Source organism: Bacillus sp. P4_E1, assembly GCF_056401715.1.
On record NZ_JBFUIV010000002.1, the window covers coordinates 272,452 to 293,736 of the forward strand.

General features: G+C 35.1%; 24 protein-coding genes and 1 pseudogene. 22 read left to right on the forward strand and 3 right to left on the reverse strand.

Features of this window, described 5'->3' with window-relative positions; translation table 11 throughout:
• The first annotated feature begins 282 nt into the window (after positions 1–282).
• From AC1DS7_RS03495 to AC1DS7_RS03590, 20 genes and pseudogenes are all read left to right on the forward strand, one after another.
• On the forward strand, positions 283–1,554 hold the full coding sequence (locus AC1DS7_RS03495) for a hypothetical protein (RefSeq protein WP_002143825.1): 1,272 nt from the start codon (positions 283–285) through the stop codon (positions 1,552–1,554).
• A 614-nt stretch (positions 1,555–2,168) separates the two neighbouring features.
• Complete coding sequence (tagU, locus tag AC1DS7_RS03500) at positions 2,169–3,077, forward strand: polyisoprenyl-teichoic acid--peptidoglycan teichoic acid transferase TagU (protein WP_002143824.1); 909 nt, start codon at positions 2,169–2,171, stop codon at positions 3,075–3,077.
• A gap of 99 nt (positions 3,078–3,176) precedes the next feature.
• Positions 3,177–4,007, forward strand: a complete 831-nt coding sequence (locus AC1DS7_RS03505) for an SGNH/GDSL hydrolase family protein (protein ID WP_002143823.1) — start codon at positions 3,177–3,179, stop codon at positions 4,005–4,007.
• A gap of 92 nt (positions 4,008–4,099) precedes the next feature.
• Positions 4,100–5,092, forward strand: a complete 993-nt coding sequence (galE, locus tag AC1DS7_RS03510) for a UDP-glucose 4-epimerase GalE (RefSeq protein ID WP_476998780.1) — start codon at positions 4,100–4,102, stop codon at positions 5,090–5,092.
• Positions 5,093–5,210: 118 nt separating this feature from the next.
• Positions 5,211–5,882, forward strand: a complete 672-nt coding sequence (locus AC1DS7_RS03515) for a response regulator transcription factor (RefSeq protein ID WP_002143821.1) — start codon at positions 5,211–5,213, stop codon at positions 5,880–5,882.
• 11 nt (positions 5,883–5,893) lie between these two features.
• Entirely contained in the window at positions 5,894–7,324 is a 1,431-nt protein-coding gene (locus tag AC1DS7_RS03520; RefSeq protein ID WP_476998781.1) for a HAMP domain-containing sensor histidine kinase, read from the forward strand.
• A 66-nt stretch (positions 7,325–7,390) separates the two neighbouring features.
• The gene (locus tag AC1DS7_RS03525) at positions 7,391–8,173 is read left to right on the forward strand and encodes a DUF3919 family protein (protein WP_002143819.1); all 783 of its coding nucleotides are present in this window, start codon (positions 7,391–7,393) and stop codon (positions 8,171–8,173) included.
• Positions 8,170–9,204 carry an ABC transporter substrate-binding protein gene (locus tag AC1DS7_RS03530; RefSeq protein WP_002143816.1) on the forward strand — a complete coding sequence of 345 codons (1,035 nt, stop codon included), beginning with the start codon at positions 8,170–8,172 and terminating at the stop codon, positions 9,202–9,204. The genes AC1DS7_RS03525 and AC1DS7_RS03530 overlap by 4 nt, the downstream gene beginning before the upstream one ends.
• Before the next feature lie 19 nt (positions 9,205–9,223).
• Complete coding sequence (gene pgtP, locus AC1DS7_RS03535; RefSeq protein ID WP_002034819.1) at positions 9,224–10,558, forward strand: MFS transporter; 1,335 nt, start codon at positions 9,224–9,226, stop codon at positions 10,556–10,558.
• A complete protein-coding gene (locus AC1DS7_RS03540) occupies positions 10,530–10,691 on the forward strand; it encodes a hypothetical protein (RefSeq protein WP_476998782.1) in 162 nt (53 codons plus the stop codon). The genes pgtP and AC1DS7_RS03540 overlap by 29 nt, the downstream gene beginning before the upstream one ends.
• Positions 10,692–10,890: 199 nt before the next feature.
• On the forward strand, positions 10,891–11,571 hold the full coding sequence (locus AC1DS7_RS03545; protein ID WP_372488486.1) for a hypothetical protein: 681 nt from the start codon (positions 10,891–10,893) through the stop codon (positions 11,569–11,571).
• A 535-nt stretch (positions 11,572–12,106) separates the two neighbouring features.
• Complete coding sequence (locus tag AC1DS7_RS03550; protein ID WP_157404371.1) at positions 12,107–12,457, forward strand: hypothetical protein; 351 nt, start codon at positions 12,107–12,109, stop codon at positions 12,455–12,457.
• Between the two features lie 51 nt (positions 12,458–12,508).
• Positions 12,509–13,594, forward strand: coding sequence for an acyltransferase family protein (locus AC1DS7_RS03555; RefSeq protein WP_002143810.1), 1,086 nt, complete (start codon positions 12,509–12,511; stop codon positions 13,592–13,594).
• 118 nt (positions 13,595–13,712) lie between these two features.
• Positions 13,713–13,916 (forward strand): annotated as a pseudogene (locus tag AC1DS7_RS03560) (phage holin family protein); the annotation flags it as partial.
• Positions 13,917–14,195: 279 nt separating this feature from the next.
• Entirely contained in the window at positions 14,196–15,380 is a 1,185-nt protein-coding gene (locus AC1DS7_RS03565) for an efflux RND transporter periplasmic adaptor subunit (protein ID WP_476998783.1), read from the forward strand.
• Complete coding sequence (locus AC1DS7_RS03570) at positions 15,377–16,057, forward strand: ABC transporter ATP-binding protein (protein WP_002130002.1); 681 nt, start codon at positions 15,377–15,379, stop codon at positions 16,055–16,057. Before AC1DS7_RS03565 ends, AC1DS7_RS03570 begins: the two co-directional genes overlap by 4 nt.
• Positions 16,054–17,256, forward strand: a complete 1,203-nt coding sequence (locus AC1DS7_RS03575; protein ID WP_476998784.1) for an ABC transporter permease — start codon at positions 16,054–16,056, stop codon at positions 17,254–17,256. Before AC1DS7_RS03570 ends, AC1DS7_RS03575 begins: the two co-directional genes overlap by 4 nt.
• 128 nt (positions 17,257–17,384) lie before the next feature.
• The gene (gene yknW, locus AC1DS7_RS03580; protein WP_016093599.1) at positions 17,385–18,053 is read left to right on the forward strand and encodes a YknW family membrane protein; all 669 of its coding nucleotides are present in this window, start codon (positions 17,385–17,387) and stop codon (positions 18,051–18,053) included.
• Between the two features lie 82 nt (positions 18,054–18,135).
• Positions 18,136–18,306 carry a hypothetical protein gene (locus tag AC1DS7_RS03585; protein ID WP_476998785.1) on the forward strand — a complete coding sequence of 57 codons (171 nt, stop codon included), beginning with the start codon at positions 18,136–18,138 and terminating at the stop codon, positions 18,304–18,306.
• 232 nt (positions 18,307–18,538) lie between these two features.
• Positions 18,539–19,009, forward strand: a complete 471-nt coding sequence (locus tag AC1DS7_RS03590) for a sigma-70 family RNA polymerase sigma factor (protein WP_002034807.1) — start codon at positions 18,539–18,541, stop codon at positions 19,007–19,009.
• A 54-nt stretch (positions 19,010–19,063) separates the two neighbouring features.
• Here the strand turns inward: AC1DS7_RS03590 and AC1DS7_RS03595 are convergent, their stop codons facing one another.
• Complete coding sequence (locus AC1DS7_RS03595) at positions 19,064–19,570, reverse strand: competence protein ComK (RefSeq protein WP_476998786.1); 507 nt, start codon at positions 19,568–19,570, stop codon at positions 19,064–19,066.
• Between the two features lie 194 nt (positions 19,571–19,764).
• Between AC1DS7_RS03595 and AC1DS7_RS03600 the strand changes: the two genes are divergently transcribed.
• Positions 19,765–20,163: a DUF4359 domain-containing protein gene (locus tag AC1DS7_RS03600; RefSeq protein WP_476998787.1), complete on the forward strand. Its 399-nt coding sequence runs from the start codon at positions 19,765–19,767 to the stop codon at positions 20,161–20,163.
• Positions 20,164–20,183: 20 nt separating this feature from the next.
• Here AC1DS7_RS03600 and AC1DS7_RS03605 read toward each other — a convergent pair whose 3' ends face one another.
• Positions 20,184–20,399, reverse strand: a complete 216-nt coding sequence (locus tag AC1DS7_RS03605) for a DUF2922 domain-containing protein (RefSeq protein ID WP_002034804.1) — start codon at positions 20,397–20,399, stop codon at positions 20,184–20,186.
• A gap of 21 nt (positions 20,400–20,420) precedes the next feature.
• A complete protein-coding gene (locus tag AC1DS7_RS03610) occupies positions 20,421–20,645 on the reverse strand; it encodes a DUF1659 domain-containing protein (protein WP_002016256.1) in 225 nt (74 codons plus the stop codon).
• 111 nt (positions 20,646–20,756) lie between these two features.
• On the opposite strand from AC1DS7_RS03610, the gene AC1DS7_RS03615 reads away from it, so the two are divergent.
• Positions 20,757–21,242 carry a VanZ family protein gene (locus AC1DS7_RS03615; RefSeq protein ID WP_002143802.1) on the forward strand — a complete coding sequence of 162 codons (486 nt, stop codon included), beginning with the start codon at positions 20,757–20,759 and terminating at the stop codon, positions 21,240–21,242.
• Positions 21,243–21,285: the final 43 nt, after the last annotated feature.

Here is a 21,285-nt window from a genome sequence, read left to right on the forward strand (position 1 = left end):
ATGAATCATAATTTTGAAATGTGAATTAAGTAATAAAAAACATGTTCACATAAGGTTTACAAATCAAATGTTTAGCTTCTATAGAATAAGAAAGTGAAAAGGCAACTCATTTATATAGATTTTTAGTCCTTTTATAATAAATCTTCAATAAAAGCAATGTTATATTCATAAAGGTTTTGGGGTGTATCACAGGATAAAGATACTATAAAGGTTAAAAAAATACTCTAGAATTAAATGAATTGTTATGAAATAGTAAAGGTTTTACTTTAGGAGTTGTTATTTTTGGGAATTAACGAGGTTTATAAAGGGAAAAAAGTACAAATTTTATATTTTTTCGCTCTTGTTCTATATTGTCTGAACTTTAGGGGAGAAGGAATTTTTATACCTTTTTTGCTACTACCATTTTTATTAATCCATCTAATATTTTATCGATTTAATATTAGATATTTTATTATTTTAGGTATAATCATTGCTTTCTCTATCATATTTACCCTCACAATGAGTAGTTATGGGTATATATCTTCTAGCTTTAATTTTTATTCTTACTTATTATATCCTGTTTGCTTATTTATGTTAGGTGAACTTGTGGCAAGAAAAGATGGGTTAGATAAAAAAATAGCTTATAATATTATTTTTGGTATTATCTTCTCTTTTGTGTTGTTTTCATTTTTAAGCCTAATGAAGACAATTAATAGGTACGGTGATATGGATGTAGCAGTGAAAGCATTAAATGGTCGTTATGTTTTAAACATTTGGAATGACAGTCTTATTAGTGCTACGGGATTTAATACATATTTGTCATTTGGTTTAATAATGCTACCAATTTGTTTCATGAGCTTTAAGGAATTAAGGTATGGGAAAATCATGAAAGTTTTGTGTATCTTCTCTTTTATGGTTAGTTTGTATGGGATTATAACTTTAGCAAATAGAACAGGTTTTGTATTGATTTTAGTCTCACTAATATCTGTAAGTTTATTAGTTGGAAAAGTGACATATCTAAAAATTATAAAATGGTTTTTGGGAATATTATTTGTAGGTTTGATGAATTTTTTATACGAAAATAATATGTCTATTAAATACTTTTTATTACAATATCCCTTATTTTCTCGATTCAATGAAATGAATATGGGAAACGATCCTCGTTTTGAAACCTGGAAGGAAGCATTACGAGGATTATTTATAAATCCAACAGGAGGGAGAAAAACATCATTAAGTTTGAATTATGCACATAATATGTGGTTAGATGTGGGATATGATGTTGGCATGTTGTCCTTTTGTTTATTATGTCTAGTAACGTTTTTGGCATTGTTAACTTTGCGAAATTTTGTTAAATCCAATCAACCAGCATTATTAAAAGCTCTAATTGTAGGATTATATACAGCTATGTTTTTAACGTTTATGGTTGAGCCTATATTTCAAGGATGGTTCACATATTTTACTATTTTTTGTTTTATTTTCGGATTAACTCATGGATTGAATTTTAATTCTAGAGTTAGTAGAGGAAATAATATACATAAAAATAGTGATTCAAATTATAAAGTGACAGCCTCTTAGCATTCTAAAATATAGCTCTTTATGATTAGCTTAATGAGTTGTGTTATATAGATTTTTTCTAATCTCTATAGAGAGAAGCAGGTCATAGATATTCTCTAAGTTTTATAGGGGTGTTATAAAGTGACATTTATTTTTCAAGCGTATATAGGAAATGATTAAAGTAGGGGAGCACTTTAAAGGGACTACCTTTACTTTTATATTTTATCATAGGTCAAAAAGTGATATTTTTAATATAGAGCAACCTTTTTTATATTATTTTACCTAGGTCGATATACTCATTTGGTATATCTCAAATCACTAAAATATACCAAGAAAATAATTAAAGAATATCATGAGAAATTAGAATAAATAGTGCATAAGTTATATAAATAAAAATTAAAATGACTCCAAATAAACTAAATGACAGTAGGCTAATGGGAAAATTAAAATAATTTTACATATGTTTCTATAATGATTGAATGTGGCAATTCAAATTTGAATTTTTGAGGTCAGTATAAAATATATAATACGATAATGGGATTGTGAAATTATATTCTTAGTATGATACAGTTGATTGAGATTTTGGTTACTAGGAAATATATTCATAATAATTGAAGAAAGAAGGTTATAATGAAATGAAAAAGAAAATCCTATTTTGGATATTAGGAATCATAGGAGTATTAATTATAGGTGGAGGAGTCTACGCTTATAATATATATTCTTCTGTTTCAAAAACATTAGATGAGGTTCATAAGCCATTAAAACGTGATGAAAATAATAAACAAGAAGAAAAAATTAATAAATCTGAGCCTGTTTCTATCGTATTATTAGGAGCGGATGAACGCGGTGAAGACAAAGGCCGTTCAGATTCTTTAATGGTCATCACGTTAAATCCTAAAAATAATTCAATGAAGACTGTAAGCATTCCTCGTGATACATATACAGAAATCGTTGGAAAAGGGAAAAGTGATAAAATCAACCATGCTTATGCATTTGGTGGCGTAGATATGTCTGTAGCAACAGTAGAAAAATTCTTAAATATTCCTATCAATTACTATGTTGAAGTCAACATGGAAGGTTTTAAAGATATTGTTGATGCGGTCGGTGGCGTGGATGTTAATAATGATTTAGAATTCACGCAAGATAATCATCATTTTGCCAAAGGTAATATACATTTAACAGGTGACCAAGCACTAGCATTCACACGCATGCGTAAAGAAGATCCACGTGGCGACTTCGGACGTCAAATGCGTCAACGTCAAGTGATGCAGGCTGTTATTAAGAAAGGCGCAAGCTTCTCTTCTTTATCAAGCTATGGAGATGTACTTACAGCGATTCAAAAGAATGTGAAAACAAACTTAACGCAAGATCAAATGTTTGATATGCAAAAGAATTATAAAAATTGCTTGCAAAACAGTGAAGAAATTCAAATCCCAGGTGACGGTCACAAAGCCGCTGATGGTATTTGGTACTACTATGTTCCAGATGCAGCAAAACAAGATTTAACGAACAAGTTAAAAGCACATCTTGAATTGACTAAGTAATATGTATCGAACCCAACTCCTTTGGAAGGAGTTGGGTTTATTTTTGCGTAGATTTATATTAGTATTATATATTGTGAGATTAATAGATGAGGTGAATCGATGAATAAGAAAGCAGTAGTTGTCCTATTTATTTTTGTATTGTTTATTGCTTCGGTTGTGAGCGGTAAACTATATTGGAATAAGAAGGTTGCGAATGCAACAGGGCAAACGAGTGAAGTAACGAAGACAAAGGCTGAAGTGAAAGATAGCGGAGCGAAGAAAGAAGAGAAAAAAGAAGAGAAAAAACAAGATGCAAAGTCATCTTTTAATGAAGCATACGCAAAGAACTTGCCAGATGCAGTGAAAGAGAAGTTAAAGAAGGCTGCTCAGGATAAAAAGGCAGTAAACCTTGTTATTGTTGGTGATGAAGCTTCTTCATCTGAAAAAGATGCTTGGGTAGCCAAGTTCACTGCTAATTTAGAGGCTTCTTACGGTAAAGGTTTATGGAATGTGACGGTAAAGGAATATAAGGGTGAAAGTACAGAGGAATTAATTGCAAATAAACGCGATAAAGAGATTGCGAAAGACAATCCGGATGTAATTTTATTTGAACCACCATTTATTACCGACAACGGAAAAACTGGTAATGGAAATTCGGTTGCGAGTACACAGAAGTTTGTTCAGGCACTTTCTACTAGTGCAAAAGGCGCTACAATTATGATTCAACCATCAAACCCAGTGTATGGTGCGAAGAATTATCCGAAAGCGATTGAAGCATTAAAACAATTTGCGACGCAAAATGGTTATGCATATGTGGATCATTGGGGAGCATGGCCTGATGCAACAACGAAAGCAATTTTACCGTACTTACAAACAGAGTTCGGTTTCCCAAGTGCTAAGGGACATGAAGTTTGGGCGCAATATGTAACGGATTATTTTGTAGCTAAGTAATGAAGGGTATATAAAAGGTATACGAGCAATCGTATACCTTTTATATTAGTAAAGTAATTAAGAAATCCTAGTAAATATGTGGGAGGAAAACAATGAACTCAATCTTAATCTGCGGCGGAGCGGGCTATATCGGTTCTCACGCTGTTAAAAAACTAGTTGATGAAGGTTTATCGGTAGTAGTAGTAGATAACTTACAAACTGGTCATGAAGATGCAATTACGGAAGGTGCGAAGTTTTATAATGGTGACCTTCGTGATAAGGAATTTTTAAGAGATGTTTTTAAACAAGAAAATATTGAAGCGGTTATGCATTTCGCAGCTGATTCTTTAGTTGGCGTTAGTATGGAGAAGCCTCTTCAATATTATAATAACAATGTGTATGGCGCACTTTGCTTGCTAGAAGTAATGGATGAGTTTAAAGTAGATAAGTTTATTTTCTCTTCTACTGCGGCGACTTATGGTGAAGTAGATGTAGACCTTATTACTGAGGGAACGACGACAAATCCGACGAATACGTACGGAGAGACGAAGTTAGCAATTGAGAAGATGCTTCATTGGTATAGTCAAGCCTCTAATTTAAGATATAAGATTTTCAGATACTTTAATGTGGCTGGTGCAACTCCAAGTGGTATTATTGGAGAAGATCACCGTCCAGAGACACATTTAATTCCGCTTGTTTTACAAGTGGCGTTAGGTCAACGTGAGAAGATTATGATGTTTGGTGATGATTATAATACACCAGATGGTACTTGTATCCGTGATTATATTCATGTTGAAGATTTAGTGGCAGCTCATTTCTTAGGGCTTAAGGACCTGCAAAATGGTGGAGAGAGTGATTTCTACAACTTAGGAAATGGTAATGGCTTTAGTGTAAAAGAAATCGTTGATGCAGTTCGTGAAGTTACGAATCATGAGATTCCAGCTGAGATGGCACCACGCCGTGCGGGAGATCCAGCACGCTTAGTAGCTTCTTCTCAAAAGGCGAAAGAGAAGTTAGGATGGAATCCTGAGTATGTAAATGTGAAGACAATTATCGAGCACGCGTGGGATTGGTATCAGAAGAAACCTAATGGGTATGAGAAATAAGTTTAATAAATGAGAGAGGGTATCGTCGACAAAATATGTTCGACAATACCCTCTCTTTTTTTGTCTTATTTTTGCTATACTAAACTGTACTATAATACAGGATGGAAGGAGGAGAATGATGAAAATACTTGTAGTAGATGATGAATCGAGTATTCGTAATTTGATTCGGATGCAGTTAGAGATGGAAGGGTATGAAGTATTGACGGCGGCTGATGGGAGAGAAGCTTTAGAGAGATGGAACGACCGACCGGATGTACTTATTTTAGATGTGATGCTTCCTGATACGGATGGGTATGAGTTGTTACGTTTATTCAGAGAGAAGGAGCGTGATATTCCGGTGCTTATGCTGACAGCGAAGAGTCAGATGAATGATAAGTTACTTGGTCTTCAGCTTGGAGCTGATGATTATGTGACGAAGCCTTTTAATTATGCCGAGCTTATTCTTCGGGTGAAGAATATGGCGCGGCGCGTGAAGAAGAAGGAGGTTCCTTTAAATCATGAGGTGATTGGGGCTGGTGATTTACTTATTTGTCCAAAGGAACGAAAGCTTCATGTGAGTGGGCAGGAGATTCAGTTAACGTACCGAGAGTTTAATTTATGTCAGTTGTTTGTTTCGAATCCGCAGCGTGTGTTCATGAGGGATGAGCTATTAGAGAAGGTATGGGGGTTTGAGTATATCGGAAATACAAGAGCGGTTGATATTATGGTGCAAAGGCTTCGGAAGAAACTCGGCGCGAGCGGGGAGTATATTAAGACAATTTATGGTGTTGGGTATAAGCTTGATTGCTAAAAGGTGATGATATGTCTTTAAAACGAAATATGGTGTTTGGAATAGTTGGGTTGTTGATTCCAATTCTTGTTCTTTTGTATGCGGTGGTTTATATTGCACTGGAGAAGAATGTGTATCATAATGCGGCAGATTCCTTAGAAAAGTTAAGTGTGGAAGCGCAAATTTATACGATGAATTATTTAGAGAAGGAAGCAGAAGTGGAGACGTTAGGTCCTAATTCGCTTTTAATTGCTTCGTATTTAGCGAAGCGAATGGATGTCCGGGTGCAGATGATTGGGAAGAATGGAGATGTTGTTGTAGATACACAAAAAGGAGCGTTACTTCATCGGAATATTGACATCGAGAGTTCTTTGAAGGGAAAGAAATCGTATGTTTTCGAGGAGGGAGACCCAGCTCCAATTCTTTTGTTTTCAAGTCCGGTTTATTATGGAAACGATGTCATTGGAAGTATTCGTTTTATAAATGAGTTAACGGATGAGAAGGAAGTTTTAACAAATGTGAGTTGGACGTTTTTAATGACTTCTCTTTGTTTAGTAGCTGCTGGTATTTTCTTTGCGATTCGTTTGGCGAAGTCTCTTCATAAACCAATTGATCAGTTAAGGCAAATGGCATATCGGCTTGCGAATGGAGATTATGAAAGTAAGATTGAGCTGAATGAGTATGTGGAAATTGCGCAGCTTTCAGCGTCCTTTAATGCGATGGCTGATGGGATTGAGCTGCATATTAAGCAGCTGAAGGAAGAGAAAGAGAAACAGAAAGATTTCTTGGACCGCATTACGCATGAGCTGAAAACACCGCTTACGGCAATTATCGGTTATGTGGATTTAATTCCGAAGTTGCAGTCGAAGGAGGATGTGCAGGAGAGCCTCCGTTATGTGTCTGTAGAAAGTGAGCGTCTATTATCACTTGTAGAGGAATTACTTAAGTCTTCAAAGTACGGGAAGAGTACGTTTGAAGTGTCACCTACAGTCGTGAATATTAAAGAATTGGCAGAAGAAGCGGTTTCGATTGTGAAACTTAGGTTGCAGCAGTTTGAAATTGAAGTTATGAATGAGTTAACAGAAGTACACGTTGTTGCGGATTTTGATAAGACGAAGCAAATTTTCTTGAATGTGCTTGATAATGCGATTAAATATAGTGATGCTACGCAAGTTCGTATGAATGTAATTATAAATGAGCAGGAAGCGAAAGTTTTTGTTCATGATGATGGTATTGGTATGGATGAAGGTGTGCTTGCAGAATGGAATGAGTCTCCGGAAGGTAAGGTGCTTCCTTCAAGTTACGGGAATGGCTATGGCTTATACATTTGTCAGGAGATTATGAAGAAGCAAGGCGGAAGTATGCGAATTGAGAGTAGTGAAGAAATGGGAACTACAATATGTATTACATTTTTACTTCCGAGACGGATGGAAGACATAAAAAACTTGAAAGCGGTTAAATGATACATTTATGAAACAATTATGCGGTATTTTCGAAACAACGTTTTTTTATCTTGGAGGTAGGCAGAAATGAAAAGGCTATCATTTCAAATTCTTATGTTTGTCTTTTGTATGATCGTTTCTCTTATTTTGTTTTATGTTATTGAGAAGCAAATATATAATCGAATCACAATTGTGGATGACAAACAAGCCGTTTTACAAAGAGTGAATGAATCCCTTCCTACTGAAGTGAAAGTAAGGCATGAGAAGTGGGGAGAAATTGTTGTAACGGATGAAGTTCGTTTGCATACGATTGTTTCATTCTTTGACCGAATTCGAATAGAACCGAGAGAAGCGAGGAATCAAGAACAAGTATTTACTGGAGAAGTAACGTACTTGAATGGACATAAACGTACTTTTGCAGTAGGTGACTTGTTCCAGTACGAGGCTAATGTATACGGAAAGAATGGCACGGATCCGATGATCTCAGCATTTCAAACGTATTTGTTAAGTCTGTATTATACACCAGAGCGCATTAGTAATTTCTTTGCGGAGGCAAAGGAAGTTGTAGTGAGGCAAGGGGATGTAATACGTACTATAGATCTTACGCCAATATTTGATTCTATTCGATACGCAAAGCAAATTACAGATTACGGAGAAATTCAGAAATTATTACAATCGCAGAAGGATCCTATTGCTTATGTTACTGCTTATAAAACAGGTAAGCGTATAAAGAATGAGCGTGAAGATATTCTAACTATTTCTGTGTATCCATCTTACTTTGTTGTGCAATATCTCGGTGATAATAACGGGAATGTCATGTATATGAAGGGCTCCCTAGCAGAATTCCTTGTAAAGGAGAGTGTGTCATGAGAAAGATAGCCTTTTTCTTCTTTTTGCTAGTAATCGGAGGAGCGATGTCTAGTTGCTCTCGAGATACAACCTCTATTAAATATAATAAAAGTGGTCTCCCTATTTTGGATGATCGTCATCTCGTTGCGTATGTAGCGGCCCGCGAGGAAGTTGGTGAAGCTTTGCTTTCTTCATTTTGTAAACAACGCGGGTGTACATATGAATTTATTCGTCTATCGACAGAAGAACTTCTTCGGAGAGTAGAAGAGGAAGCTGGAAATCCGAAGGCGGATATTATTATTGGCGGCACAGTAGATGCGCATCAAATGATGAAGCAAAAGAACCTTTCTATTCCTGTTACGACCCAGCATGCGAATCGTATTTCAAAGACTGTTAAAGATAAAGATGGTTATTGGTACGGTTATGAAGTGGAGAAACTGGCAATCGCGATTAATAAAGAGCGGTGGAATGAAGAAATAGCGCCGCTCGGTCTTCCATATCCATCAAGGTGGCAAGATTTATTAGATCCGGTATATACGGGTAAGATTGCAATGCCTGATCCAAATGTTTCCGGCACAGCATATACTTTGTTTCAATCACTTATTGATACTTTAGGTGAAGAAGAAGCGAAAGAGTATGTTAAGAATCTTGCAAGGCAAGTTGGTGAAGTAACGGTGAATGGTTATATGCCCGCAGAACTGGTTGCGAGCGGTGAATATATGATAGGCATCAATTTTGCGGGCGATCAGAGAATGCTTCAGAAGCAAGGCTTTCCTATTGTAAGTAATGAACCTGAGCAAACAGGATTATCTGTTAATGCGATTTCGAAACTGAAGCGTGCACCGAGTGGTTTTATAGCGGACTTATTTATTGATTATTGTTTATCAGAAGAAGCGGGGCACATTTTAGAAAAAGTTTCGTTTGGCGTACCAACGATGTTTGCGAAGAATCAGAAAGAGATAGAAGGTCAGCCGGTTAGAAGGACGAACAAAAATATATCAAATAGTGGAATAATCGAGATATGGAATAGACAGCGTCTCTCTCAGCAGTGAGAAAAGGAGACGAAAGAATATGTTTAAATGGCTTAAGCCAGCACCTGCAATTGAGAGATTGCCGGCGGATATGATTGACAGGGTATACAAATTATTACGTATTCGTGTGCTAATGGGAATTTCAGTTGGGTATGCTGCTTATTATTTAGTTCGTAGTAACTTTAATTTATCTACTACGTATTTAGTAGACGAGTACGGATTTAGCACTACACAAATTGGGTTATTAGGTGCAGTAATGGCTGTTGTTTATGGACTTAGTAAATTCTTTATGGGGAATTTATCGGATAAGGCTTTTGCTCAACGATTTATTGCAGTAGGTTTATTTTTATCTGGGCTTGTTAATATTTGTTTCGGTTTTGCATCTTCCTTTGGGATGATTTTAACATTACTTGTTCTAAACGGTATTGTACAAGGTATGGGAGCACCACCGTGTAGTATTGTTATGACGAAATGGTTTTCAAAGAAAGAACGTGGTACGAAAACAGGTCTTTGGAATATTTCACATAACGTGGGTGGATTACTTGTTCCGCCATTCATTGGAATTGGTGTAGGTATTTTTGGTGAAAGTCATTGGCAAGGTGGCGTATTTATTTTCCCAGCGATTATCGTTATGGTAATTGCAGTTCTAGTATGGATTAATGCGAAGGATACACCAGAATCTGAAGGTCTTCCGCCAATTGATGAGTATCGTAATGACTATGAAGATCTTGAAAAAGCAGATAATGCTAACAAGATGTCACCAAAAGAAATTTTAATGAAATATGTAGTGACAAATAAGTTCGTTTGGTATTTATGTATTGCCAATGCATTTGTTTACTTAATTCGCTTCGGTGTTATTAACTGGGTACCAATTTACTTAACAACAGTTAAAGGTTTTACAAAAACAGAAGCGCATGCAGCGTATTCAATATTTGAGGCAGCAGCGATTCCAAGTTCTTTAATTGTCGGCTTTTTAAGTGATAAATTATTCAAAGGGAAACGTATGCCATTATGTGTTATTAGTATGGCTGGGGTTGTTGTTGGTACGGTTGTATATTGGCAAGCAACTAGCATACTTGTTGTGAGTATTGCAGTTTCTGTTATCGGTTGTTTAATTTACGTACCACAGTTTTTAATTGGTTTAAGTGCAATGGAATTAGTACCGAAATTTGCAGTAGGTACAACAGTTGGTATGTGTGGTCTGTTTGGTTATGTTGGAGGAAGCTTCGTAGCAAACGCAGCAATTGGTATTATTGTTGATCGTTCTGGCTGGGATGGTTGTTTCATGTTACTGTTAGCAGGCGGTGTTTTATCAACAATTTTCTTACTGATTGTTCAAATGGGACATGAGAGAAAAGGTCCCAAAGTGGCGTAATATTTTATTTGAAAAAAGCTATCCAATTGTTATATTGGATAGCTTTTCAGGTTGTTTGGAAATACCAAGTGATACAACGTTTGAATTAGCAGATGGAGTAGTGCTGAAAAAGAAAGATGAAACCAATAGATAATTGATGGTGAATAGAGGACATAGAACAAATACTCGCGATAAGAATGTTAGATTAATCGGTGGAGTATTCGATTTAAATAAAACAGGTAATCCACAAGCAAATGGTAATTATGATCTTAATTCTCGGTTATGGCCAGGTATTAGTATAGTGTTTAGAGGTGTTGACAATCTTACTATAGATAAAATTAAAGACATCGGAAATGAGTGGAAATATTGTTTTTTTAATTACTGATGTAAATAATTTTAAAGGTAACAATATTAATATGAATAACGGAAGTGATGCTCTACACTTCCAACCACTACTTGAAAATATAAAATTGGAAAATATACCTGTTAACACAGATGATGATTTATTATTTACCATGGGTGATTACACAAATTATGCATTAGGAACTACAGGTAATATTGAGAATGTTTACATTAGAAATGTACATGTAAATAATGCTGACCAAGTCCTTAAATTAGTGGGTAGTGGGATTGGTGGTAAGTTTAAATTTAAAAATATTTCTTTAGAAAACGTCACAATAATAACAAAATTCTGTGTATTGCAGATATTAAAAGGATATTTAGCGGACGGAAATAATTACTTAAAAGATATAAAGTTAAAGAATATTAATTTTAGTAATATAAACGTCGAATTCACACAGGTTAATGGTCAATATTTTGATCTTTGCGCTGTAGAAGGGGATATAATAATATCCAAAGTAAATGTGAATTCTCAAAATATGCTTCGAGTACTAAATGTTTTGAAGGGGAGCTCACTTCAAAAATTAACTTTAAGTAATATTACAATCAAAAGTAATACAGCCATTACTAATAACATTTTGAGTTTTTTCGTTTTGATGGGAAGGCTGACGATATATTTGGAGATAATATATTAATCAATTTTGACGGAACAAGTATATGTGAATTTTAAGCTACGGATAACTCAGTTAAAAACATATATTTAACTAATATTTGATATAGAGTAAATAACTCTAATAACACCATTTTCGCATTCGGTGGTGCATCCAGTGTGAAATCGTATATAAACATTTCTAATTCTAAGCTAAAAGGTGGGATACTAATTTATTCCACAACTTTTCTGGAGATGAACTTATCAACTACTAACATCGACATGCTTACTAATAAGCTAGTAAGTATGACAACTACAGCAGACATGAAAATTAATGTAGAAAATATATTTTCAGTTAACCTAGTAATAGCCAATTGGAAGGCAGACGGAAGGAAGTTACGTATAAACTCTAAGACATTAGATTATAACGGGAGATTGTAAGATACCAATCCATAAGAGGGAACGTATTTAAAATGTGCTTCTGATCTGCAAGCAGAAGGGAAGGTTTGTACTACTATACCAATTCCGAATGGTATAAGCCTTCTAGTGTAATCGGGAGAGATTACAGTACGTCATACACTGTGCCAGTAGATGGTTTCGAAGGATACACTCAAAATATTGGCTTTTGTAAACGTTTAGTGAGTAATGTATTCAGCATATCTTTAAATGCAGGTGAAATTAAAACAGCAACAGTTCAATTTAGAGAAAATATTTTGAATGAGGATCTTATAAATGCTACTGTCTGTACTGATAAAAAAGTAGCGGCTGTAAATGCTTACCCTAATACTTCGGACCGAACAAAAGTATTTCTTGTTTTAGAAAATAAGGAATCCAGTTTGACAACAATAGGTACAACCAAGGTAATAGTATTGCAATTTAGATTTACACATTCGCAAAATAATATTACCTTTTATGATTATGTAGAAAATTAATTGTAATGAATGTATAATTTTCTTTGTCTGAGAAAATGGAGGGAATATTTATTGAAAGAAAGCATCAGGAGACAAAGGGGAATTTTACCTACAATTCATTACTTTAGAGGAATAGCTGCATTATTAGTAATACTTCACCATATAACGGGAATTATGCATTTGCAATTCAACTACGAGTATTTAAATGGTTATTTTAATCCAGGGTGGTCTGGAGTTGATTTCTTTTTCGTTTTAAGTGGATTTATTATAGCCTACATCCACTATGGAGAACTTGGTCAAAATAACCGATTAAGGCCATTTATAACTAAAAGATTAGTTCGAGTGTACCCTATTTATTGGGTTGTGACATTGCTGTATTTTCCAATATTTATCAAATACGGAAACGGTGATGTTTCAATAATAAAATCATTTCTATTACTTCCACAAGATAAACACCCTATCTTAGAAGTAGGATGGACTCTATGTTTTGAAATGTTTTTCTATTTGTTATTTAGTCTTACATTTGTATTAAGACCTAGAATTTCAGCGATGTTAGCAAGTGTCTGGTTTGTGAGTGTTTTGTTTAATTTACCAAACATTTCAAACGAAGAAAGTGTTTCGTATTTTAATTTTATTTTTAGTCACTACAATTTTGAATTTTTATTAGGGTGTCTAGTCGCTTATAGTGTTAAAAAATTTAATATAAAGTTTTCTGAACCAATATTAATGTTAGGAGTAATTTCTTTCTTAGGTTCTTGGATATTTATCAACTTAGGGATATTCGATAAATTCTCTGTTCTTAGAATTCTCTGTTTTGGTTTTTCTTCCGCGTTAATTATTTTAGGCGCAGCTTCAATAGATTTAAAAAGAGATTATAGTTTCACAATGAAACCGCTTGCTATTTTAGGGGACGCTTCTTACTCATTGTATCTGACTCATATACCGATTTATACAGTGATTAATAAAGTATTCTTAGTTTGTAATTTGTATAACATATTAGGTTTATGGATAACAACTACTTTATTAGTTATTTCGACTACAATCTTAGGTTGTGTATTTCATAAATTAGTAGAAAAACCACTTCTACTAGCGTTAAAAAATAAGTCAAGTTTGAATTTATTAAAGAGTTTTAAAATAACAACAAAAAAAGCATCTTAATAACAAAAGCTTACTACTGATAATGTCTATAGTAAGCTTCTGTTATAAAATAAGGCTTTTACAACAAACCAAAGCGTGCTTATAGTATGGTTTTTTATTTTTAGAAAAGGAGTAAAAAATGGATCGTATTGATGTATTAATGAAAATATTTATAGCTACCTTTGGAGCCTTTTGCGGGTACTTTTTGGAAGGATGGGATACAACATTAAAAGTCCTAGTAATCATGGCAGCTATCGGCTATATCACAGGGGTATTCGCAACAGGATATAAAGGAGAATTGAAAAGAAAAGTAGGATTCAAAGGCGTAGCTAAAAAATTACTTTAATACTTCAACTTAGTAGGAAATCCTTTAGTAAAGAGGGGTTTGGAATCGGTGTCAAGTATTTAAAAACCTAATTTAAAATGGACCTTTTCCTTTCCTTAAAACTATCTTAAAAGATAGAATGTCATATTTCTAATCATTGGTATTTTTGTTACAATATAAATGATTGTGTAAAACTTTGTAAAATGAGTGTAACAATGTAAGTGGGGATACAATTTCCCGAAAGTTTTATACAATTAAATATCTATTAAACTATTAAGATATAAAAGGAGAGAGAATATGTTACCAAATACGGTTCGTACTCCAAACAAGAAGAAGAAATGGATTATCATCGGAGTTATTGCACTAATTGTTATTGTAGCAGCAGTTAATATTTTTGTTATGCAAGGTAAGAAGAAAGGTACGGCTAATACAGATGCTGTAAGTTTTGAGAAAGTGACAGAGCGTAAGCTTAATAATACGAAGTTAATTTCTGGTCAGGTGAAGCCAGGGAATATTGAAAGTTTTTATGCGGATCCGACTAAAGGAAAAGTGAAAGATATTGCGGTGAAAGAAGGACAAGAGGTAGAAAAGGGAACGAAATTATTCTCTTATGATAATGAAGAAATTAATCTTCAAATGAAGCAAGCTGATCTTGATCAGAAGATGGCTGATATGCGTTACGATCAAGGGAAAAAGAAGATTGATTCATTGAAGAAAGAAATTAAGAAGGTAAAAGATAGTGGGGCTGGGAAAGAAGTAACAGACCCAATGGAAGAGCAAGTGAGTGAGTTAGAAATGGCTCAGAAAACAACTGATCTTGAGAAAGAAAAAGGGAAGTTACAAAAAGAAGAGTTAACTAAAAAACAGAAAGAACTTACGATTTATAGTAATTTCACTGGTGTTGTACAAAAGTTAGACAAAGATGCGGCACAAAGTTCATCTCAAGCGTTAGGTGGTCAAGGGAAAGCATTTTTACAAGTTGCTTCTAAAGACCCGTTCCAAGTTCAAGGGACTTTAACAGAGCTTCAAAAGTCACAAATTCAAAAAGATCAAACGTTCACTGTAACTGCAAAAGCAAATAATAAGAAGAAGTGGACAGGTAAGATTACGGAAGTAAGTGAATTCCCAACGAGTGCAGAGATGGCTCAAGCTGCTGGTGAGGGAACTCAAAATATGTCTCAATATACATATAAAGCAAGTCTTGATAGCCAAGATGGTTTATCTCCAGGTTATCACGTTTCTCTGCAAGTAAATTTAGAGAATAAGACGATGATTGCTGTTCCAAGTAAGAGCATTGTAGAAAAAGGCGAAGATGCATTTGTTTATATTGAAGAGAAAGGAAAGCTTCGTAAACAAAATGTGAAAAAAGGTTCTACTGATGGAGACTGGACAGAGATTGTTGAAGGCGCAACAGTGGGGCAAAAGGTGGTTAAAAATCCTTCCGACGACGTGTATGACGGAATGGAAGTGAAAGAGAAATGATTACGTTAAATAATATTGCTAAAACATATTATCAAGGGAAACTTGCGGTGCCGATTTTACATGGTATTAGTTTAACAATTCAAAGCGGTGAGTTCGTTTCTATTATGGGACCGTCTGGTTCTGGTAAATCAACGCTTATGAATATTATCGGTTGTTTAGATCGTCCAACAGAAGGTGAATATATGTTGAATGATGTGAATATCTTAACAGCAGACGAGTCAAAACTAGCTTTAATTCGTAATGAATATATCGGCTTTGTGTTCCAGCACTTTAATTTGCTGCCGCGTCTTTCCGCAGTGGAAAACGTTGAACTTCCGCTTATCTATGGTGGCGTGAAGAAAGCAGAGCGTCGTCAGAGAGCTCTGGAAGCACTTGGTAAAGTTGGTTTGTCAGATAGAGTCCATCATTTACCTAGTGAGTTATCAGGTGGACAGAAGCAACGTGTAGCGATTGCGAGATCGATTGCAAATAATCCAACGTTTATTATGGCCGATGAGCCGACAGGTGCACTTGATACGAAGTCTGGTGCACAAGTTATGGATATTTTCACGAAGCTAAATGCAGAAGGTACGACGATTGTTATGGTTACGCATGAAGAAGAGGTAGCAGCGTATTCTTCCCGCCGCATTGTACTGCGAGATGGGAAAGTTACAGAAGATAGAAGGTGTGCAGTATGAGTTTACTAGATAGTATGAAAATTGCCTTATCGTCTATTTTAGCTCATAAACTACGCTCAGCTTTGACGATGCTAGGGATTATTATCGGTGTAGGCTCTATTATTACCGTCGTTGCGATTGGGCAAGGCGGGGAAGCGATGCTGAAGTCGAAATTCGCAGGTTCTGGTGGTAATAACCTTATGCCAATTCAATTTAAACCAGATATTAATGATGAGTTTGCTATAGGTGGATTTCAAATACCGAAGTTAACTGAAGAGGATATTTTGGAAGTAAAACAAGTGAAAGATGTTTCACACGTTATTACGACAAATCAGACGACAGAGGTGCTTGATGTAAATGATAAAAAAGCAAACCTGAATGTTATTGGTCTTGATAATGAATATTTTGCAGTTAATAAAGTAAAGGTCGTAAAGGGACGTACTTTAAATGAATCAGATATTTCTCATGCAAATAACGTTGTGATGATTAGTACAAAAACAGAAGAGACGTTATTTAAGGACGTAAACCCAGTTGGACAAATTATTGAGATGAAGGGGCAGCCAATGCAAATTATTGGTGTGTATACATCTGATAATGAGTTTATGGGCTTTGAAATGGAAGAAGCGTTAATTCCCCTTACTTTATGGCCTGTTTTATACGGAACAGATGAGATTCAAAGTATAGCAATTCAATCTAAAAATGTAGACAATTTAGAATCAGCAGGGAAACAAGCTGTTGATGTATTAAATAGTCGTAAGCCAAGTGAAATTCCAGGTAAATATGAACTGGTGAATTTAAAAGAATTCCAAGAAAATGTTTCTAAAGTAACTGGTATTATGACGATGATCATCGGCGGTATCGCTGGTATTTCATTAGTCGTTGGTGGTATTGGTGTAATGAACATCATGCTCGTATCTGTAACGGAGCGTACGCGTGAAATCGGAGTGCGTAAAGCGCTTGGAGCAACACGTAGTAAAATTTTATTACAGTTTTTAATTGAAGCAGTTATGCTAACGCTTCTAGGTGGTTTAATCGGAATTGGTCTTGGGTATGGCGGGGCATATATCGTTTCCACATTTGCGAAGTGGCCACCGCTCGTTTCATGGGAAGTTGTCGTTGGGGGAGTATTGTTCTCTATGACACTAGGTATTATCTTCGGATTAATTCCAGCAAACAAAGCTGCGAAATTAGATCCAATTGAAGCACTTCGTTATGAGTAATTTACTAGTATATTAGAGAGAAAACTCTCTAATACACATTACCGTTCTAGTGGGCGGTTCGTATCCTCTTGCATGAGGATGTGAACCGCCCGTTAGAACGGGTTATATAAATAGAAGGAGGCGTTATGATGGAAGCGAATTTGAATACGCAAAAAGTTGGTGGAGAGAAGCCGTCATTATTTGGAATGATTACATCTCCTGGTGTACAGTTTGAGAGAATGAAGACTAGTAATGCGGTTTGGGGTGCGTTTTGGATACTTGTTTTATTAGGAGCAGTTGTTGGTGGACTTGCTGCTTATGTAGGCTCTTTAACCCCTGAGGCGATTAAGATGAATAAGGATTTGGGTATTAGCGTTACACCTATAATGTCGTTTGGTATGGGTGCAGTATTTGGTGCTATTGGTATGGCGATAGGTTTCTTTATTAGTGCAGCGGTGTATAAAGTATTAATGATGTTTATGAGCAATGATACTTCTTATAAGAAATTATTAGCAATTAGCGTATATTCAAGCATTATTTCATTACTTGGCGTATTGTTGAATACAGTTTTAGCGTTTGTTTTAGGTGGATCAGGACAAGAAATGTATACTGGATTAGGTCCTATCTTTGCTTCGAGTAGCGGAGTTGTAAAAGGTATAGCAAGCAAATTTGAAGTATTTACAATTTGGGGATTTGTTATAACGTGGTTAGGTCTTCAAATTACGGCAAGTTTAAGTAAAAAGCAGGCAACAATTATCACTATTGTCTTCTTTGTCTTAACTCTTGGGCTGGGTGCCTTACAAGGTATGTTCCAATAATAGCGGCACTTCAAGCTGCTAGAAAGAAATGCTGCGATTATAAAAAATCGCAGCATTTCTTTTATAAAGAGGAGATATACATATGCTTAAGAAATTTTTAGCGAATGTTTTGTTTATGTTAGTCGTAACGTTGTTAGCTGTAGAATATATGCCGAATAAAAATCCTTATGTATTTGTTGGGGTTACAAGCTGTATTTTAGCTACTGGTTTATATTCGATCGATAGATTTTTCAAAAACATAGCTAAAGAGTAATATAGTTTGCCAATATATAAACAAAAGGTTCCTTCTAATGTATAGGAGGAACCTTTTTTATTTTTACCCCTATTTCAAATACCCCTATTAGAATTTCAAATACTGCCTAGTGTAATTTCAAATTACGGCAGCAGTATTTGAAATTACCCACAATGAAATTTCCTTTCTCATTTTATATTGTAGAGGTACCGCGGAATACTGAAGAGGTATACCTTTTAGAAACGGGCACTGTGTGAAGCCAGCGACTTTTGCAGATACGGTTGTTTTGTATGAAGGTATGATTGTAAATCAAATAAAGAGGTTAAATATTTACCAAGATTATGAAGAGTATTATCAATGTGGTTTAATTGGTCTTTGGCATGCTTATGAAAGGTATGAGGAGGAGAAAGGGAGTTTTCCTGCTTATGCTGTCGTAACAGTACGTGGTTATATATTGGGAAGATTGGAGAAAGAATGTGTAGTGCAAGAGAGGTATGTATGCACCGATGAGTATGAGGAACGATTTGAGTGTGAAGATGTGGGAACGAGAGCGAAGGACTTTATGAGTGTGTTAGATGAGAAGGAGAAGCACATCATTTCAGAGCGATTTTTTACAGGGAAAAATATGGGGGAGATAGCTTCTGAAATGGGGATGACGTACTATCAAGTGAGATGGGTATATCGACAAGCGCTTGAGAAAATGAGGGATAGTGTAAGGGGATAAGAATAATAAGTAGAATGGAAGGCAAGAGAAATATTGCCTTCCATTCTATTTATTTTAAGGCAGTAAATGTGGCAAGAGGGTTTTTGAGTGTAGTGAATCTTTTATGTTCATTCGGGATAATACATGTCCAGCTTTCAAAAATTGTTGCTGTAACTTATGAGAACCTATTTGTATTGTTATGGTAGTTCCGTTAAAAAAATGAATGTTAGCTTTGTTAGTTTTTTTGGAAAACTCTATCTCATCTATATGGTTATAGAACAACCAAATGCAGCTTGGAGAAGAATGAGATTCTGTTGGGAAAACGCAAATATATTCTTTGTGATTAATTGGAATTGGAACATTTTGTTTGAGCTTAAAGTTTATTTGGACTGCATGACGTCTACCTTGATAAGTAGAATGAACATGTGTTAGACAAGATTTCTTTATGAGTTGGATAGCTGTTTGGCAAGAGTGCAGAGGGTTTCCGCTACTGTCGATAATTTTTGTCCGGTAATAAGGGTGTTTGCAAGGTTCGAGCATCATTGTAGAACTAGAAATAAAAATATCATTCTCATTATCCATGATTCTAAAATCCTCCCTTATAAAAATTATTATTCCGAATATAATTATATACGAATTATGTAAAATTATTATTAATCTTTTGTTTCGTATTGTAAATTTTTACGGTTCGTTTACAATCAATAGATGATAGTCTTTCTAATTTGCATCGCTTGTACATATATATGAAAATAGAAAAGAGTAGGCGGTGATATAGCATGAAGAAAAAGTATATTATTATGGCTCTAGCTGTTGTTCTCTTAGTTTATTTAGCAAACAGTAATCCGGGTAAGGGAGAATATACGGATTGGGCAGCAAAACAATTTATGAAGCGTAATGATGTGAGTAAGAAGCTAGAAGAGGTTGAGCAAGAAAACAAAGAGGGTATACTTGGCGATCTAGCATCAGCGGGAAAGAAATTAGCAAATAAGTATGTTGAACCACAAGTTGGATTATTAATTGAGCATTATACAAAGCGAAATGATTATATTTTCTTCTCAACATATACGACAGAGTTTGATTTAGGCGGAGAGAATTATAAGTATGTTTGTGTTGGTTTTTCAAACATCTTTATTCCAATTGAAATGCCGAAGAAAAAAGACGAATCTGCAAAATAATGCAGATTCGTCTTTTTGATTTACGGAGTAATCTGAACTTCAGATACGTTTTTTTCTATGAGGCGAGCCCCTTTTTTACGAGTATTTTCACTAATTGATGAAAATACAGATGAAGAAAGAATGGTATCCATTACTTGATTTACGACTAGTTCATTTACTGGTGTGATGGGATTTTCGATAGAAAAGGCAACTGTTTTTCCATCTTCTTTCACGAAAATTAACTCTAGTACTTGCATGCTTTATTCCCTCCTTTTTAATTATAGATTAGAAAGATCTGACGTGCTTACAAGTTGTACAGCGTGAAGTGATGATTGTTGTAGTGAAGCAAGAGCACGTGCTACTTCATGTACTTTTCCTAAATCTGCATTTGTTTTCACACGTTTGAATTGTTTGTTCTTAAAAACTGTTTTACCGTTTTTGTCTAATCCTCCGTTTAATACAAGGCGTAAAGTTAAATCCATTACGATTGTTTCAACTGCCATGTTTATCACCCCCTTTCACTTTATAAATAGGGTGTAAATGTCATGTTTTGGCGTGAAATTTTTTCTTTTTTTTGGTACTCTTAAAAGACTAAGAGAGGGGTTTTCGGGAGAATGAATCGTAAATGGTTATTTTGGATTCCTGTATTACTATGGATGGGGATTATTTTCTATTCTTCAGCACAGCCATATAAAAAACAGGATATGCGCTCGGATATTGAGCAATATGTAAATGCTGAGTTTGTGAAAGAGCATTTTTCATGGGTATCTATCGATTATGGGGGAGGTACACCTGTTAGTATCGCAAATAAAGGTGTAGGTGGATTTGTTGAGTTTTTCCTTCGTAAAGGTGCTCATTTTATGGTGTTCTTTATGCTCGGTTCATTGACGTATTATGCTTTTCATCGATCGGGTCATTCGAGAAAAAGGTGCTTTGCATACGCCCTCCTTTTCGTTGCGGGGTATGCAACATTTGATGAAATTCATCAATGGTTTACGGGGGACCGTACACCGATGTGGCAAGATTCATTGCTTGATACGTGCGGCGGGTTAACAGGAATTATAATAAGCAATTGGTTTTGGAATAGAAAAAGGAGCTAATCTCAGTTAGAGATTTGCTCCTTTTTCATTTATCCCGCATTAA

Coding starts and splice junctions, on each gene's coding strand:
- tagU (WP_002143824.1), top strand. CDS start 2,169: ATGAAAAAGAAAATCCTATTTTGGATATTAGGAATCATAGGAGTATTA.
- AC1DS7_RS03505 (WP_002143823.1), top strand. CDS start 3,177: ATGAATAAGAAAGCAGTAGTTGTCCTATTTATTTTTGTATTGTTTATT.
- galE (WP_476998780.1), top strand. CDS start 4,100: ATGAACTCAATCTTAATCTGCGGCGGAGCGGGCTATATCGGTTCTCAC.
- AC1DS7_RS03515 (WP_002143821.1), top strand. CDS start 5,211: ATGAAAATACTTGTAGTAGATGATGAATCGAGTATTCGTAATTTGATT.
- AC1DS7_RS03520 (WP_476998781.1), top strand. CDS start 5,894: ATGTCTTTAAAACGAAATATGGTGTTTGGAATAGTTGGGTTGTTGATT.
- AC1DS7_RS03525 (WP_002143819.1), top strand. CDS start 7,391: ATGAAAAGGCTATCATTTCAAATTCTTATGTTTGTCTTTTGTATGATC.
- AC1DS7_RS03530 (WP_002143816.1), top strand. CDS start 8,170: ATGAGAAAGATAGCCTTTTTCTTCTTTTTGCTAGTAATCGGAGGAGCG.
- pgtP (WP_002034819.1), top strand. CDS start 9,224: ATGTTTAAATGGCTTAAGCCAGCACCTGCAATTGAGAGATTGCCGGCG.
- AC1DS7_RS03540 (WP_476998782.1), top strand. CDS start 10,530: ATGAGAGAAAAGGTCCCAAAGTGGCGTAATATTTTATTTGAAAAAAGC.
- AC1DS7_RS03545 (WP_372488486.1), top strand. CDS start 10,891: ATGAGTGGAAATATTGTTTTTTTAATTACTGATGTAAATAATTTTAAA.
- AC1DS7_RS03565 (WP_476998783.1), top strand. CDS start 14,196: ATGTTACCAAATACGGTTCGTACTCCAAACAAGAAGAAGAAATGGATT.
- AC1DS7_RS03570 (WP_002130002.1), top strand. CDS start 15,377: ATGATTACGTTAAATAATATTGCTAAAACATATTATCAAGGGAAACTT.
- AC1DS7_RS03575 (WP_476998784.1), top strand. CDS start 16,054: ATGAGTTTACTAGATAGTATGAAAATTGCCTTATCGTCTATTTTAGCT.
- yknW (WP_016093599.1), top strand. CDS start 17,385: ATGGAAGCGAATTTGAATACGCAAAAAGTTGGTGGAGAGAAGCCGTCA.
- AC1DS7_RS03585 (WP_476998785.1), top strand. CDS start 18,136: ATGCTTAAGAAATTTTTAGCGAATGTTTTGTTTATGTTAGTCGTAACG.
- AC1DS7_RS03595 (WP_476998786.1), bottom strand. CDS start 19,570: ATGGATAATGAGAATGATATTTTTATTTCTAGTTCTACAATGATGCTC.
- AC1DS7_RS03600 (WP_476998787.1), top strand. CDS start 19,765: ATGAAGAAAAAGTATATTATTATGGCTCTAGCTGTTGTTCTCTTAGTT.
- AC1DS7_RS03605 (WP_002034804.1), bottom strand. CDS start 20,399: ATGCAAGTACTAGAGTTAATTTTCGTGAAAGAAGATGGAAAAACAGTT.
- AC1DS7_RS03610 (WP_002016256.1), bottom strand. CDS start 20,645: ATGGCAGTTGAAACAATCGTAATGGATTTAACTTTACGCCTTGTATTA.
- AC1DS7_RS03615 (WP_002143802.1), top strand. CDS start 20,757: ATGAATCGTAAATGGTTATTTTGGATTCCTGTATTACTATGGATGGGG.